15 protein-coding genes are annotated in these 14,199 nt (G+C 58.7%); 4 read left to right on the top strand and 11 right to left on the bottom strand.

Annotated features, from left to right (window positions below; all coding sequences use genetic code 11):
* The first annotated feature begins 17 nt into the window (after positions 1–17).
* Both C0U40_RS05270 and C0U40_RS05265 read left to right on the top strand, forming a co-directional pair.
* Positions 18–1,217, top strand: a complete 1,200-nt coding sequence (locus C0U40_RS05270) for an AMP-binding protein (protein ID WP_145991888.1) — start codon at positions 18–20, stop codon at positions 1,215–1,217.
* A complete protein-coding gene (locus tag C0U40_RS05265; RefSeq protein ID WP_101654640.1) occupies positions 1,214–2,314 on the top strand; it encodes a thiolase family protein in 1,101 nt (366 codons plus the stop codon). The genes C0U40_RS05270 and C0U40_RS05265 overlap by 4 nt, the downstream gene beginning before the upstream one ends.
* Before the next feature lies 1 nt (position 2,315).
* Here C0U40_RS05265 and C0U40_RS05260 read toward each other — a convergent pair whose 3' ends face one another.
* The 11 genes from C0U40_RS05260 to coxB form a co-directional block, all read right to left on the bottom strand.
* Positions 2,316–2,864, bottom strand: coding sequence for a biotin transporter BioY (locus tag C0U40_RS05260; RefSeq protein ID WP_101654639.1), 549 nt, complete (start codon positions 2,862–2,864; stop codon positions 2,316–2,318).
* A gap of 10 nt (positions 2,865–2,874) precedes the next feature.
* Positions 2,875–3,477: an energy-coupling factor transporter transmembrane component T family protein gene (locus tag C0U40_RS05255; protein ID WP_101654638.1), complete on the bottom strand. Its 603-nt coding sequence runs from the start codon at positions 3,475–3,477 to the stop codon at positions 2,875–2,877.
* Positions 3,471–4,166 (bottom strand): energy-coupling factor ABC transporter ATP-binding protein, encoded by a 696-nt coding sequence (locus tag C0U40_RS05250; RefSeq protein WP_101654637.1) that lies wholly within the window; start codon positions 4,164–4,166, stop codon positions 3,471–3,473. Before C0U40_RS05250 ends, C0U40_RS05255 begins: the two co-directional genes overlap by 7 nt.
* Positions 4,167–4,169: 3 nt before the next feature.
* The gene (locus C0U40_RS05245) at positions 4,170–5,435 is read right to left on the bottom strand and encodes a M16 family metallopeptidase (protein WP_101654636.1); all 1,266 of its coding nucleotides are present in this window, start codon (positions 5,433–5,435) and stop codon (positions 4,170–4,172) included.
* Positions 5,432–6,820 (bottom strand): threonine synthase, encoded by a 1,389-nt coding sequence (thrC, locus tag C0U40_RS05240; RefSeq protein WP_101654635.1) that lies wholly within the window; start codon positions 6,818–6,820, stop codon positions 5,432–5,434. The genes C0U40_RS05245 and thrC overlap by 4 nt, the downstream gene beginning before the upstream one ends.
* A gap of 11 nt (positions 6,821–6,831) precedes the next feature.
* Positions 6,832–7,527 (bottom strand): SURF1 family protein, encoded by a 696-nt coding sequence (locus C0U40_RS05235; RefSeq protein WP_180957622.1) that lies wholly within the window; start codon positions 7,525–7,527, stop codon positions 6,832–6,834.
* 161 nt (positions 7,528–7,688) lie between these two features.
* Complete coding sequence (locus tag C0U40_RS05230; protein ID WP_101654633.1) at positions 7,689–8,492, bottom strand: cytochrome c oxidase subunit 3; 804 nt, start codon at positions 8,490–8,492, stop codon at positions 7,689–7,691.
* A gap of 136 nt (positions 8,493–8,628) precedes the next feature.
* A complete protein-coding gene (locus tag C0U40_RS05225) occupies positions 8,629–9,225 on the bottom strand; it encodes a cytochrome c oxidase assembly protein (protein WP_101654632.1) in 597 nt (198 codons plus the stop codon).
* The gene (locus C0U40_RS05220) at positions 9,225–9,425 is read right to left on the bottom strand and encodes a hypothetical protein (protein WP_101654631.1); all 201 of its coding nucleotides are present in this window, start codon (positions 9,423–9,425) and stop codon (positions 9,225–9,227) included. Before C0U40_RS05220 ends, C0U40_RS05225 begins: the two co-directional genes overlap by 1 nt.
* A 1-nt stretch (position 9,426) precedes the next feature.
* On the bottom strand, positions 9,427–10,374 hold the full coding sequence (gene cyoE / locus C0U40_RS05215; protein WP_101654630.1) for a heme o synthase: 948 nt from the start codon (positions 10,372–10,374) through the stop codon (positions 9,427–9,429).
* A 48-nt stretch (positions 10,375–10,422) separates the two neighbouring features.
* Complete coding sequence (coxB, locus tag C0U40_RS05210) at positions 10,423–11,325, bottom strand: cytochrome c oxidase subunit II (protein WP_101654629.1); 903 nt, start codon at positions 11,323–11,325, stop codon at positions 10,423–10,425.
* A 182-nt stretch (positions 11,326–11,507) separates the two neighbouring features.
* Here coxB and tldD point away from each other — a divergent pair, with 182 nt between their 5' ends.
* Positions 11,508–12,935 (top strand): metalloprotease TldD, encoded by a 1,428-nt coding sequence (gene tldD, locus C0U40_RS05205; RefSeq protein ID WP_101654838.1) that lies wholly within the window; start codon positions 11,508–11,510, stop codon positions 12,933–12,935.
* 138 nt (positions 12,936–13,073) lie between these two features.
* On the top strand, positions 13,074–14,174 hold the full coding sequence (gene dprA, locus C0U40_RS05200; protein WP_101654628.1) for a DNA-processing protein DprA: 1,101 nt from the start codon (positions 13,074–13,076) through the stop codon (positions 14,172–14,174).
* The last annotated feature ends 25 nt before the right edge of the window (positions 14,175–14,199 follow it).

Below are 14,199 nucleotides of genomic sequence, written 5' to 3'. Positions count from 1 at the left end.
TTTGCCAGCATTAGACCGTGAAACCGGCAATCAGGCTCTGCTCCAACAGGATTGAGCCGGCCTGCAATCCCCGTTACACCGCCCGTATGAACAAGCTTATCTGGCACCCGAAAGCAGCGTTAACGGATTTTGACGGCGTCACCCTGACTGCGGCGCAGGCAGCGGCTGTACCAGCGACACGCCAAGGCAATCCTGCCGACCCAGCCCGTGCTATGGCAGGTTTCTTTCAGGCACTTGAAGCTGGTCTGTCTCCGGTCATCGGCCCGCCTGTGACCGCCCCCGATCTGGCAGGTCATTTTTTCACCCTGACAGGGGGCAGCAGTGGCCCGCCCAAGGTGATCCGGCGCAGCGCGTCAAGTTGGGGGTATTCCATTGCGGTGCTAGCCGGGCGGCTCGGCCTCGGACCGGATGCGCGGGTTGGAGTTTTCGGGGATCTCACCTATTCCCTCTCGCTCTATGCTGCTGTTGAGGCCCTGTGCTGCGGTGCGCATCTGCATTTCCTGCCGCGCAGCGGATTGGCTGCACGGGGCATCACCCATCTCTACGCCACCCCGACACAGTTGCGCCTGATCCGCCAGATCGCGCCAGATGTAACCCATGTCATCAGCGGTGGCGGTCCGTTTGATCCGGAAACCGCAGCGCATGTGGCAACGATTTTGCCCAATGCGCAAGTCTGGCGGTTTTACGGCGCCGCAGAGACCAGTTTCATCACTCTGGCCGACAGCTCTGCCCCCGCAAACGCGGTTGGTGCCGCCTTTCCGGGTGTTGATATAGAAATCCGCGATCCGAAGGGCCAGCCTTGTCAGAGCGGCGCAGAAGGTCTGGTCTGGGTGCGCAGCCCGATGCTGTTCACGGAATACGCCAGCGGGCAAAGCGGCAGTACGCAGGTCAAAGACGGATGGATCACTGTCGGGGAAATCGGCAGGTTAGGGTCGAACGGCTTTCTGTTTCTAACAGGGCGGCAGGATCGCATTCTTACAATTGCCGATACATCGGTATCGCTGGATCAACTGGAAATCGGCCTGATCACCGCTGGCGCAACGGCCGCTGCGGTTCTGCCCGTGCCTGATCCGCTGCGCGGTTATATCCTGCACGGATTTGTTGAGGGCGCGGCCCCCTGTCCGGCCGCACTGAAAACCCTGACCAACCTGCCCGAATTGCCCCGCCTTGCCTCTGGCAAACCGGATTACCGCGCTTTGGAGCGGTTGTTGCCATGAGCCAAGCCTTCATCATTGCCGGATACCGCAGCGCGGTCGCCCCCGAAAACGGCGCCTTTGCGCGGTTAGAACTGCACGAACTGGCGGCCCCTGTTCTGCAAGCCTGTCTTGCCGACTGCCCTTGCGATGTTGACGAAGTTATCCTGTCGAATGCGCTTTACGGAGGCGGTAATCCTGCACGGCTCGCCGCACTTGCTGCCGGCCTGCCGGAGACGGTGGCGGGCCTGTCCATCGACCGCCAATGTGCCGGCGGGCTTGATGCGATCCTGTTGGCAGCGCGTCTGGTGCAATCCGGTGCAGCACGTGCGGTGCTGGCCGGTGGCGCGGAAAGCCATTCCCGCCGCCCTGCCCGTTTACGCACTGATCCCGATGGCGGAGCACCGTCGGCTTACGACCGCCCCCCTTTCAGCCCTTGGCCGGAACGTGACCCCGACCTGCACGAAAGTGCAGCGCAACTTGCTAGGGATCTGGGAATCTCCCGCAGCGAACAGGACTGCTTTGCAGTGGAAAGCCATGCCAAGGCCCGCGCGGCGACCGAGCGACTGGGGCAGGAGATTGTAACACTGAACGGTTTGGACAGGGACGCCTTTACCCGCAAGCTATCAATTCGCACCGCAGAGCGTGCACCAAGTGTGACCGGCAGCCTCAGCGCGGCGAACACCGCCGTAAAGGCTGATGCGGCAGCATTTGTTCTGGTGGTAGATGAGAAGCTGGCCAGAGAAGTCACCCGTTTGAAGCCTGCGCGGGTTCTGGGTGGCGCCACACTGGGCGCAGCGCCGGAAACACCTGCTACAGCGCCAGTCGTTGCCATACAGCGCGCGCTCACACAGGCGGGTCTTGCCCCGGGCGCGCTGGCTTGTAGCGAGGTTATGGAGGCTTATGCCGTGCAGGCGATCGCTTGTCAGCGGGCAGCAGGGCTTGATCCGGACACAATGAACCGCGGTGGCGGCGCTTTGGCGCGGGGGCATCCCATCGGCGCGTCAGGCGCGATCAATGCAGTACGCCTGTTTCATGAATTGCAGCAAAGCGGTGGCACCGGCCTTGCCGCAATTGCGGCGGCGGGCGGGCTTGGAACCGCTTTGCTGTTGGAAGTCTAGATCAGGCGCGTGACATCACAGCGCGGGGACGTGCTTTGTAAACAGTGCCAGTGATGGCACCGGCAACAACGGCTTTGACCAGATCGCCCGGAATGAAGGGCAGCGCCGCTGTGGCAATCGCATCGGCCAGACCGGCCCCTGTCATCACCATATAATAAGGCACCGCAATAGCGTAGAGCGCGCCGATCCCGCCGATCACAGAGGCAACAGCTGCCACCACACCCACACGAGCACCGCGCAACCAGCGCATGACAAGTCCAGTCACAAAGGCCGCAACCGGAAAGCCGAAGAGAAAACCGGCCCAAGGCGTTGTAAACACGCCCAAACCACCACGTCCGCCCGCAAGAAGCGGCAGACCGAGCGCCACCAGCGCCAGAAACAGCAGCACCGCCAAAGCGCCTTTACGCGCACCCAGCACAGTCCCGCAGAGCATGATCCCCATGGATTGGGCAGTAATCGGAATACCGCTCATCAGGGTTACTTTCGGCAGTAGCCCGAGTGCAGCAATCAGTGCCCCAAAAACGGCAATATATACGATATTTCTTTCCATAGTCTTCCTCCTATTCGCGCAGACCGCCCCGCGCGCGCAGCGCCTCGGCAACCTGATCCGCATCATCCAGTGCCGACACCGCTAGGGGGGCAACAATTCGGGGTCCGACCCGACGCGCGGATCGCGCCCGCCAAGCCTCTGCCAGACGCGCGCCGCGCTGGCCTAGCACAGGGGTAAAGCGGATCACCAAAGCAAAAGCAAGTGCTATCCTTTCAGGCGGAAAACCAACCCTGCGTAAGGGCGAGAGCAGCCGGATGACCAGCTCCATCATGTCGCTAAGCTTGCTGGTCATGGTCACAAAATTCGCCGCGCTAAACAACAACAGCATTTTCAGAACAATAACCGCCCCCTGATGCAGACGCCCGACAAGGAGGTGGTAAACAAGAATAATCACCACAAACCACAGAACCGGACGCAACGCCCGTAGGCTCGCGCGGAATCCTGTACGCCCCAGACTGGTCCAACCCAGAACCACCAGCACAATCCCCGCTATCAGGGGGTCGAGCCGTTCAATCGGAAAGGTTACAAAAGTCAGAGCAAACAATATGGCCAGTTTCCAGCCAACAGGGATGCGATGGGCCCAGCTTTGCCGCTCCAGCGTCAGGCTCAACATGCGCCGCGATGCTCCATTTCTGATATGAAACCCGGCAGCACCTCTGCGGGTGCGCCATCTGACTCCACCCTGCCACCGTCGATCCAGATCACACGATCGTAGTCAGCCAGCAGCGCCGGATCATGGGTTATCATCACCAGCGATTGGGCCAGACCGTCCAACTGCCGGTGCAACTGCGCAGATGTGGGAATATCAAGCCCCGCATAGGGTTCGTCCAGCAGGATCACATCCGGCTCCATCGCCAGAACCGCCATCAGGCACAGAAAATGCCGCTGCCCGCCTGACAGGGTGTAACACTGCCGGTCCGCCCAATCCGCACGGTTCTGCTCTGCCAGAACGCGCAATGCGCGCGCATGTGCTTCTGCCTTTGATGCGCCAAGCTGGGTAAGCCCGAAAGCAATTTCCTCGGCCACGGTGGGAAACAGGATCTGGTGATCGGGGTTTTGAAAGATCACACCGATTCCCGCCAGCACCGCCTTACGGTCAGTGTAAACATCGCTGTCACCCAGTCGCACCTGTCCGCTGTCCGGCTTCACCAGCCCCGCCATCAAGCGCAGAAAGCTGGATTTGCCTGCTCCGTTCTGCCCGATAACCCCGATGCGACGCTCTGCCAGCACCAGAGAGGCCGGTCCGAAAACCTGCCGCCCGTCCAGTGTCAGGGATACATCGTCAAAGGTGATGCGGGCCACAGGTCAGGCCGCCAGCCGATCCGCCAGCACGCCCACTTCCGGCGCATCCGCAACCGGACCATAGAGCGCGAGCGACGGAACTCCGGACGCGCAAAGCCGTGCGGCATACTCCGCAACCCCCGCGCGATCCACACCGTCGATCTTGGCCACCACCTCGTCCAGTCCGGGCACACGGCCCCAGATCATCACCATCCGCGCCAGACGTTCACAGCGGGACGAAGGGCTTTCCAGCCCCATTAGCATCCCTGCCTTCATCTGCACACGGGCGCGGTTGACTTCGGCCTCGCCCATATCACCGGCGGCACGGCGCAGCTCGTCGATGCACAGGGTAGACAGGTCCGCCACATCCGAACCGCTGGTGCCGGCATAGATCGTCAGGGCGCCTGTATCGGCATAGGCGCCTGCCTGCGCGTAGATCGTGTAACACAGCCCGCGTTTTTCGCGGACCTCCTGAAACAGGCGGCTGGACATCCCACCACCAAGAGCGAGCGAAAACACCTGCGCGGTGTAGATTTCATCGTCCTTGTAGCTGGCTGTTTCAAATGCCAGTGCAAAATGCGCCTGCTCCAGATCTTTAACGACACGGTGTTCGCCGCCACGATAAAGCGCGGGTTGCAGCAGCACAGGTGCCCCGCCCCGTTCCATATGGCCAAAAGCTTCTTCTGCCAGTTTCACCAACTGGTCATGATCCACAGCCCCTGCTGCAGACAGAACCATCTGCTCTGGGCGGTATTGTTCTTTTACAAACGCCTGCAAATCTGCACGGGTGAAGGAGCGCACGCGCTCTTCAGGGCCGAGAATCGTGCGCCCGATGGGCTGGTCGGGATAGGACACCTCTTGCAGCCAGTCAAAGATCACATCATCCGGCGTGTCGAGCGACTGGCCGATTTCCTGCAGGATCACGCCCCGCTCGGTTTCCACCTCAGCCGGATCAAAGACAGAGTTCAACACAATGTCACTGATCACATCCATCGCCAGTGTCACATCGTTTTCCAGAACCCGCACATAATAGGCCGTCATCTCGCGGCTGGTGTAGGCGTTGATATACCCGCCCACATCCTCGATCGCTTCGGCAATCTGCAAGGCGTTACGTTTTTTTGTGCCCTTAAAGGCCATATGCTCCAGAAAATGGGCGATCCCGTTTTGCTCGGGCCGCTCGTGCCGTCCGCCCGCACCAACCCAGATGCCCAAAGAAGCTGATTTCAGCCCCGGCATATGTTCGGTAACAACGCGGAATCCGTTGGAGAGTGTGTGTATTTCTACGGTCAACCCGCAATCCTTTCTCGAATAACAGCCTCGACAGCTGCCAAATCGCCTGCGACCCGTGTCACGCGCTCGTCGCGTTCAAACAGGTCTGCCATACGTGGAGGCAGGGCCGGATGTTCGCCGCAAGCCGCCTCAACCGCTGCCGGAAACTTGGCAGGATGGGCGGTGGCAAGCGTGATCATCGGCACTTCGCCTTGCATTTCGTCCCCGATTTTCGCCCCGATGGCCGAATGGGGGCACAGTACTTCGCCGGTGCGCTGGTAAAAGTCCCTGATCGCAGCACTGGTTTCCTCTTCCGAAACGCGCCCTGAGTCAAATTCCTCCGCCATACGGCTCAACGCCCCTTGGGACAGTTTGAAAGACCCGACGTCTTTCAGTGCCTCGAACAGCTGGGCAACGGCCTCTCCTTCCCGATCATAAAGGTCAAATACTAACCGTTCGTAATTGGAGCTGACCTGAATATCCATGGAAGGGCTGATCGACGGCACAACACCTGTTTTCGCATGATCGCCCGATTGCAACGTGCGGTGCAGGATGTCGTTCTGGTTCGTCGCAATCACCAGCCGTTCAATCGGTAGCCCCATGCGTTTGGCCACATAGCCGGCAAAAATGTCACCGAAATTGCCTGTGGGCACCGTGAAAGAAATCTTCCGGTGAGGCGCGCCCAGCGACACGGCAGAGGTAAAGTAATACACCACCTGTGCCAGCACCCGCGCCCAATTGATGCTGTTCACACCGGCAAGCTGTACAGAATCGCGGAATTCGAAATCGTTGAACATATCCTTCAACAAGGCCTGACAGGTGTCAAAGTCACCATCCACCGCCAGCGCATGAACGTTGTCTTCAACCGGAGTGGTCATCTGGCGGCGCTGTACCTCGGATACGCGCCCATGGGGGTACATGATAAACACATCCACCGCGTCCAGCCCGCGAAAGGCTTCAATCGCGGCCGAGCCGGTGTCGCCACTGGTCGCCCCGACAATCGTCACCCGTTTGCCGGAACGTTTCAGCGCGGCTTCGAACATCTGGCCGATCAACTGCATCGCCACATCTTTGAACGCCAGCGTCGGGCCGTGGAATAGCTCCAGCAGATAGTGGTTGCTGTCCAGTTGCACCACAGGACAGCGGGCGTCATGCCCGAAACTGCTGTACGCCTTGGCGATGATCTCGCGGAATTCCGTGTCATCGAAGGTATCGCCCACGAAAGGCTTCATCACTTCAAAGGCCACATCCTCGTAAGATTTACCGGCAAAGCCCGCGATCTGGTCTTCGCTCAGGCTTGGCCAGCTTTCAGGCACATACAAGCCGCCATCGCGCGCCAGTCCTGTCAGCATCGCTTCTTCAAATGTCAGCTCGGGCGCCTGCCCGCGTGTGGAGATATATTTCATGCCAGCCTTGCCTAAACCGTTTTCTGCCTGATGCGCCACAACAGGTAAGCCGTCATCCCGAACCAGACAACCGCTAATGAAAACCATGTGATCGCGTATTCGCGGTGATCATTAGGGATATTCACCGAAACGGGCAACGGGGTTACGGCATCATAAGGCACCCAAGCGCCGTCTTTGCGGTATTCCGCTGCCTCAACCACTATCATAAAGGGTAGAACATCCAGCTTTTCCGCCAGCATCGGCAGATAGCGGGCGAACCAGATGTTCTTGTCCAGGTCGGGATCAGGTGTAAACGACTCATCATAATCATCGGGATTGAGGATATTCCCCACCACCCGAACCGGACCCGTAGGACGGGGCGCATCTTTCTCCGCCTCCGGTACAAACCCGAGATCAAGCATGAAGGCTTTATCGTTCCAGATCACCTCTTGCAGGATACGGAAACCGGCCCCCGTAAACTTCAGAGAGGTCAGCACATGGGCCTGTTTGTCCGTCAGCACCCCTTCAAAGGTTACACGGCGATAGTTGTCTTCCTCCAGCGGGCCGCTTTCGTGGAAATACGGCTCCAGCGGTGCCGCCGCCGCTGACTTGCGCGCCTCGATCTGGGCCAGACGGTCCTCTTTCCACGCAAGCCGGTCCAACTGCCAGAACCCCAGCCACAGCAAGGTAGCAACACCTGCAATACCGAACAGCAGGGGCAAAATCATTCGCGCGCTCATGCTTAAATGTTCTCCAAATACTCGTTTCCAACCGTCCGACATTTTCAAACGGCAAAGGCGCGAACCTTCCAGCCCGCGCCCTTTTATGTCTCGTATCCACTTAGCCCTGTCCGGTCTTCCGGCACCAGAGCATCAGGACAAGCCTCTGGTTATTGGCCCCAGATGTAGATGGCAGCAAAGAGGAACAGCCAGACCACATCCACAAAGTGCCAGTACCAGGCCGCAGCTTCAAAGCCGACGTGACGTTCCGGTGTGAAGTGACCCTTGTAGGCACGCACCAGACAAACCGCGAGGAAGATGGTCCCGATTACAACGTGGAAGCCATGGAAGCCTGTCGCCATGAAGAAGTTGGCGCCATAGATGTTGCCAGAGAAGCCGAATGCCGCGTGGCTGTATTCGTATGCTTGGAAGATCGTGAACAGGATCCCCAGCAGAACAGCACCCCAAAGCCCTTTTTTCAGGCCGTCACGGTCGTTCTCGTGGGCAATCGCGTGGTGTGCCCAAGTAGCCAGACAGCCGGAACACAGCAGGATCAGTGTGTTGATCAGTGGCAGGTGCCATGGATCGAAGGTTTCGATCCCTTGTGGCGGCCAGACGCCATCTACGATCGGAGACATTGGCCCCATCGGGTAGAGCGCGTGTTTGAAGAAAGACCAGAACCACGCCACGAAGAACATGACTTCGGACATGATGAACATGATCACGCCATAGCGCAGACCGATCACCACCACCGGTGTGTGATCCCCGACATGGGCCTCATCCACAACTTCGGACCACCATGCAAACATCACATAGAGCACCATCACAAGGCCGATCAGGAAGACCCAAGGGAAGGTGTGGTCGTTCATATAGAACACACCGCCAGCCAGCATGACGAAGGCGCCAAACGCGCCGGCCAGTGGCCAGATACTGGGGTTCAGAATGTGGTAGTCGTGGTTTTTTTCATGCGCCATGGTGGTTCGTCCCTATATTCGCATCTTGGGCTTTCCCGACGGGGCTGCGCTGCGGCCCTTCCGGAAATGCCGTTTTCAGGCATTGGTGTTGCTGGATAACGTGTTTGTGAGAGTGGTTCAACACAACAGGTTATCCCTAATTTACTGTTTTCGCGTCATCCACCGCAAGAGCAGCCTGCTCTTGTTCCGGCAGATCAGCCACGTGGAACGTATAGCTGAGCGTGATCGTTTTCGCGTATTTTGCCTCGCTGTCGTCCAGCATCTCGGGGTCGACAAAGAATGTGACCGGCATCATGACGGTTTCACCGGGTTGCAGAACCTGCATGGTGAAGCAGAAACACTCGATTTTGTTAAAATAGTTACCCGTTGCATAGGGGTAAACGTTATAGCTGGCCCGTCCCGCAACCGGTTTGTCGGTCGGGTTATGTGCTTCGTAGAATGCCAGACCGGTTTCCCCGATCCGCACTTCCATTTCATGCACGACAGGTTTGAAGGTCCAGGGCATGTCCCGTTCAAGGGACGCATCGAAGCGGATCTTCACGGTTTTGTCCAGAATGACATCGCTGTCAGCAACCGCCACATTGGTCACCCCGCCCCAGCCGGTCACGCGGCAGAACCAGTCATACAAAGGCACCGATGCAAACGACAGGCCCAGCATGAGAGCAACGATCGTGACCAGATTGAAGACCACTTTCTTGTTCTTGCCAGCGGGTTTTACCGGTTCGTCGCTCATTATTCAGCCTCCGTCGCCTTGAGTTCGGGATCGATGCTATAGCGGATCGTATGGTCGTAACCTTCCATACTGTTGCCGCCTGCCATCTTCACAATCGTGATCGCAAACACCAGCGCAACAAAGCCGCCCAGTACCGCGCCAAGCATCAGATTGGACCGTTTGCGACGGCCGTGAAGGGGATGTTCCTTACCCAGCGCCATATCAGAAAACCACCGGCAATTGGGGCATGAACGCGAAACCGCGCAGTGCTGCATCCACCAGAAGGGCCGCAAAATGTGCGAAAAGATAGACCAGCGACAGGCGGAAGAACTTGCGTTCGTCTGCGTATTTATCGGCCTCTGCGGCGCTGTCTTCCCGACGCCACAACCCGATTGCACCGCGCAGGAACAGTGCGTTCAGCACCAGCGTAACCGCCAGATAAACCGGACCGCCGATAGATGTAAACGCCGTGCCAAGTGCCACCAGCGCCAGCACTACAGTATAGCCCAGTATGTTATTACGGGTCACACGGGTGCCGTGTGTCACTGTCAGCATCGGCACACCGGCCTTTGTGTAATCGTCGTTCATGAACAGCGACAACGCCCAGAAATGCGGTGGTGTCCACACAAAGATCAGCGCGAACATCATTACGCTTTCGATGGATACCCCGCCTGTGGCCACAGCCCAGCCCACCATCGGAGGGAAAGCCCCCGCCGCACCGCCAATCACGATGTTTTGCGGGGTCGAGCGCTTCAGGAACATGGTATAGACAACGGCATAAAAGAAGATCGTAAAGGCCAGCAGCCCTGCAGCAAAGAAATTGGCAGTCAGCGCCAGCATCCCGACGGATAAAACAGACAGCCACAAGCCCATGATCATTGCATTTTTAGGCGTCACGCGCCCGTCCGGGACAGGGCGCTTTACGGTGCGTTTCATCACCGCATCAATATCCGCATCCCACCACATGTTCAGCGCACCAGAGGCCCCTGCCCCCAGTGCGATAAACAGAATGGAGGCAAAGCCGATGACAGGGTTTACCCCAACCGGCGCAACCAGCAGGCCAACAGCCGCAGTGAAGACCACCAGAGACATCACGCGCGGCTTCAGCAGCGCGAAATAGTCGTCGAACTGGGCATCCTGGCCATATTCATTCACGGTTGCATCGCTCATGGGGTGTTCCACTGGCTATGGGTTAACGGAGTCGGGATAGCGGGCAGCTTATTCGGCTGCCTGCGCGTCTTGGACCATCTGCATGTTCAGATCGGCAACTTTCACAGCGCTCGGCGTGCCGGCGTATTCTTCAATCGCCCCTTCCAGCCATGCGTCGTAATCCGCTTGGGAAACAGCTTTGACTGTGATGGGCATGTAAGAGTGGTCCTTACCGCAAAGCTCGGAACACTGACCGAAGTAAACGCCTTCCTTGCCTTCATCCACTTTGAACCAGAGCTGGGCAAGACGACCCGGAACCGCATCCTGTTTCACACCGAAGGCAGGAATGGTCCAGGAGTGGATCACATCCGCGCCGGTGACTTGTACAACGACAGTCTTGCCAGTCGGGATCACAACAGATGTGTCCGTGGCCAGCAGATACTCGTCGTCTTCAAAACCGTTTTCGGCCAGTTCTTCGCGGGGCAGCATGAAGCTGTCAAAGCCAAAGTCGTGGTCTACATATTCGTGTGTCCAGTACCACTGGTTGCCTGTTGCCTTGATGGTGATATCCGCTTCGGGGATCTCCTGCTGTTTGAACAGCAGTGTGAGGGATGGCGGGATGATCGCGATCAGGATCAGGATTGGCACAACGGTCCATGCGACTTCCAGAAGGGAGTTATGGGTGAATGTAGCAGGCACCTTGTTGCGCTTTTCATTGTAGCGGAACAGGCAGATCAGCAGCAGGACAGTCACGAAAATAGAGATGATCGTAATAATCCAGAGCAGGAATGTGTCCATCCAGATCACATCGCGCATAAGCTCTGTGGCCGGTTGTTGAAAGCCCATGCCGTCCTGATCCGGTTTGCCAAGGCTTGGCAGGTCCGGCAGTGCGTTTTGCGCCATCGCAGCGCCGGAGGCCATCAGACCGCCAAGAGTTACACCGATTTTCTTCAATGTGGCCACAGTTTGCATATGATCCAGTCCTATTCTGATCGGCCCAATCGCCGGTCGGGATTCGCACACCAATAGGCGCACCAGAATCCCCTGTTGTCTCCTGCGCCCTAAAAACAATATTACAGTCTAAAGGACAAGCGCTCTCTTTGCGGCATACCGCCGCTTGGGAGGCTGACCAGATCATAGAAGGAAATCCCGCTTTGGCCAAGGATCACGCCCCGTTTCGCCCGTTCGAAACCCAAATTGACGAAAATGCCGCACTCGCTGTGTTGAAATCCGCAACCGACGGGGCCGATGACGGAGAGATTTTTCTGGAGCGCAAACGTTCGGAAAATCTGGTTTTTGATGACAACCGCCTGAAAAACGCCAGTTACGATGCTTCCGAGGGCTTTGGCCTGCGCGCCGTCAAAGGCGAAACCACCGGTTACGCCCACTCCACCCAGATGACCGAGGCCGCGTTAAAACGCGCCGCCGAGACCGTCCGGCTCGCGGTTGGCGCGGGTGGTGCCACGCTGGCCCCGGCGCCGCAGGCCACCAACCAGCGGCTTTATACGGACAGTGATCCGATGGCCGACGCAGAGTTTTCGCTGAAAGTGGATACCCTGCGGGAGATTGATGCCTTTACGCGGGATCTGGACCCGCGGGTGGTACAGGTCTCGGCTTCGATGTCCGCCAGCCTTCAGGAAGTGGAAATCCTGCGCCCCGAAGGCATCCGCCTGCGGGATGTGCGCCCGATGACCCGACTGAACGTGTCGGTGATCGTGGATCAGAACGGACGCCGCGAAAGCGGATCGGCAGGAGGCGGCGGGCGCTATGGCCTGTCTGCCCTGATGGACCCTGCAAGCTGGAAGGCCACCGCAAAAGAGGCGTTACGCATCGCGCTGGTCAATCTGGACGCCGAAGCTGCGCCAGCCGGTAAATTTGACGTGGTGCTCGGGCCGGGCTGGCCCGGCATCCTGCTGCACGAAGCCATCGGCCACGGATTGGAAGGGGATTTCAACCGGAAGAAATCCTCGGCCTTTGCCGGGCTGATGGGGCAGAGGATTGCGGCCAAAGGCGTGACAGTGCTGGATGATGGCACCCTGCCCGACCGCCGTGGCTCTATCAGTTTTGACGATGAAGGCACCCAAAGCGGGCGCAATGTTTTGATCGAGGACGGTATCCTCGTCGGGTATATGCAAGACCGCCAGAACGCGCGGCTGATGGGGGTAGAACCGACAGGGAACGGGCGCAGGCAAAGCTACGCCCACGCGCCGATGCCCCGTATGACCAACACCTATATGCTGGGCGGCTCGATCAAACCCGGCGACATCGTGGCCGATCTGAAAGACGGTATTCACGCAGTCGGGTTCGGCGGCGGGCAGGTGGATATTACCAACGGGAAGTTCGTTTTTTCCTGTACCGAAGCTTACCGCGTGAAAAACGGTGTCGTCGGTGCGCCGGTCAAGGGCGCGACCTTGATCGGGGACGGGGCGACTGCCTTGAAGCATATCCGCGCAATCGGAGATGACATGGCGCTTGATCCGGGCATGGGAAATTGCGGCAAGGCCGGACAGTGGGTGCCTGTGGGTGTCGGCCAGCCCAGCCTGCTGATCGGCGGGTTGACCGTTGGTGGCAGCGCCGTTTAACGGCTTTGACCGAAATACATTGCAGGAGGGGGCTGCCGCCCCCTCGGCTGCGCCTCACCCCTGCGGATATTTATAGAAAATGGAACAGGGATTTTAACACTTCACAGGTTGTTAACCTTCAAGTGACAGCCTGAGCGTATGAACACCCCGAATGTGATTCCTTTAGACACGACAGGCAGGCACGACTGCTTGTGCCTGATCCGCAGCAGGCGGGTCGGGCCGGCCACGTTCTACCGTTTGCTCGACGAACACGAAACGCCTGCTGCCGCACTTGCCGCCCTGCCCGAACTTGCGGCAAAAGCCGGTGTCCCGGATTACGTCCCTTTCAGTCACAAGGCCGCCTATGACGAGATGGCCGCGGGCAGTGCAATGGGCTTGCGAATGGTCTGCGTAAACGAACAGGACTATCCCCCAGCCTTGCGCCAGATGCCCGATCCGCCGCCGGTTCTGTGGATGCAGGGCAACATGGTTCTATCAAAAAAGCCTGCGATAGCTATCGTCGGCGCGCGCAATGCCTCCAGCCTCGGAACCCGCATGGCGCGGTTACTCGCGCGGGAGTTGGGCGAAGCAGGCTATAGTATAGTGTCCGGCATGGCGCGCGGCATTGATGCGGCGGCTCATGATGCCTCCCTGCCGACCGGAACGCTCGCGGTGCAGGCGGGCGGTATAGATGTGATCTACCCGAAGGAAAATACCGGTTTGTTTGCGCAGGTTGCGAAGATCGGTCTTTGCCTTTCAGAGCAGCCGCTGGGGCTTGTACCACAGGCACGGCACTTCCCTCAGCGCAACCGGATAATAGCCGGGCTGGCCGAAGCGACGCTTGTAGTTGAGGGCGCGATGCGATCAGGTTCGCTGATCACTGCAAGGGATGCCGCTGATTTCGGGCGTGAGGTCATGGCTGTGCCGGGAAGCCCGCTTGACGCCCGCGCTGCAGGTTGCAATGCCCTGATCCGGGACGGTGCCTGCCTGATCCGCTCCGCACAGGATGTGATTGACGCGTTGCAAAAAATTGCACCGGCCAGCCCCGTTCAACAGGAACAGACGGTACAACCTCAACAACCACCCGAAAACCTCGGCAGGCGCATTCTCGAACGGCTCGGGCCAAATGCGGTTCCGGAAGATTGCCTGATACGCGATTTGGGGCTGACGGCGGCGCAGATCACTCCTGTCCTGACCAGTCTTGAACTGGAGGGCCGGATACTGCGCCATCCGGGCGGTTTTCTGGCTATCGCCGGCTAAGGGATTGTGCAGTTAATCGGCTCTC

The organism is Neptunicoccus cionae (assembly GCF_002860325.1).
GTDB classification, from domain to species: Bacteria; Pseudomonadota; Alphaproteobacteria; order Rhodobacterales; family Rhodobacteraceae; genus Amylibacter; species Amylibacter lutimaris.
Note: the sequence above shows the minus strand (reverse complement) of the source record. Positions and strands in the feature narration are given on the sequence as shown.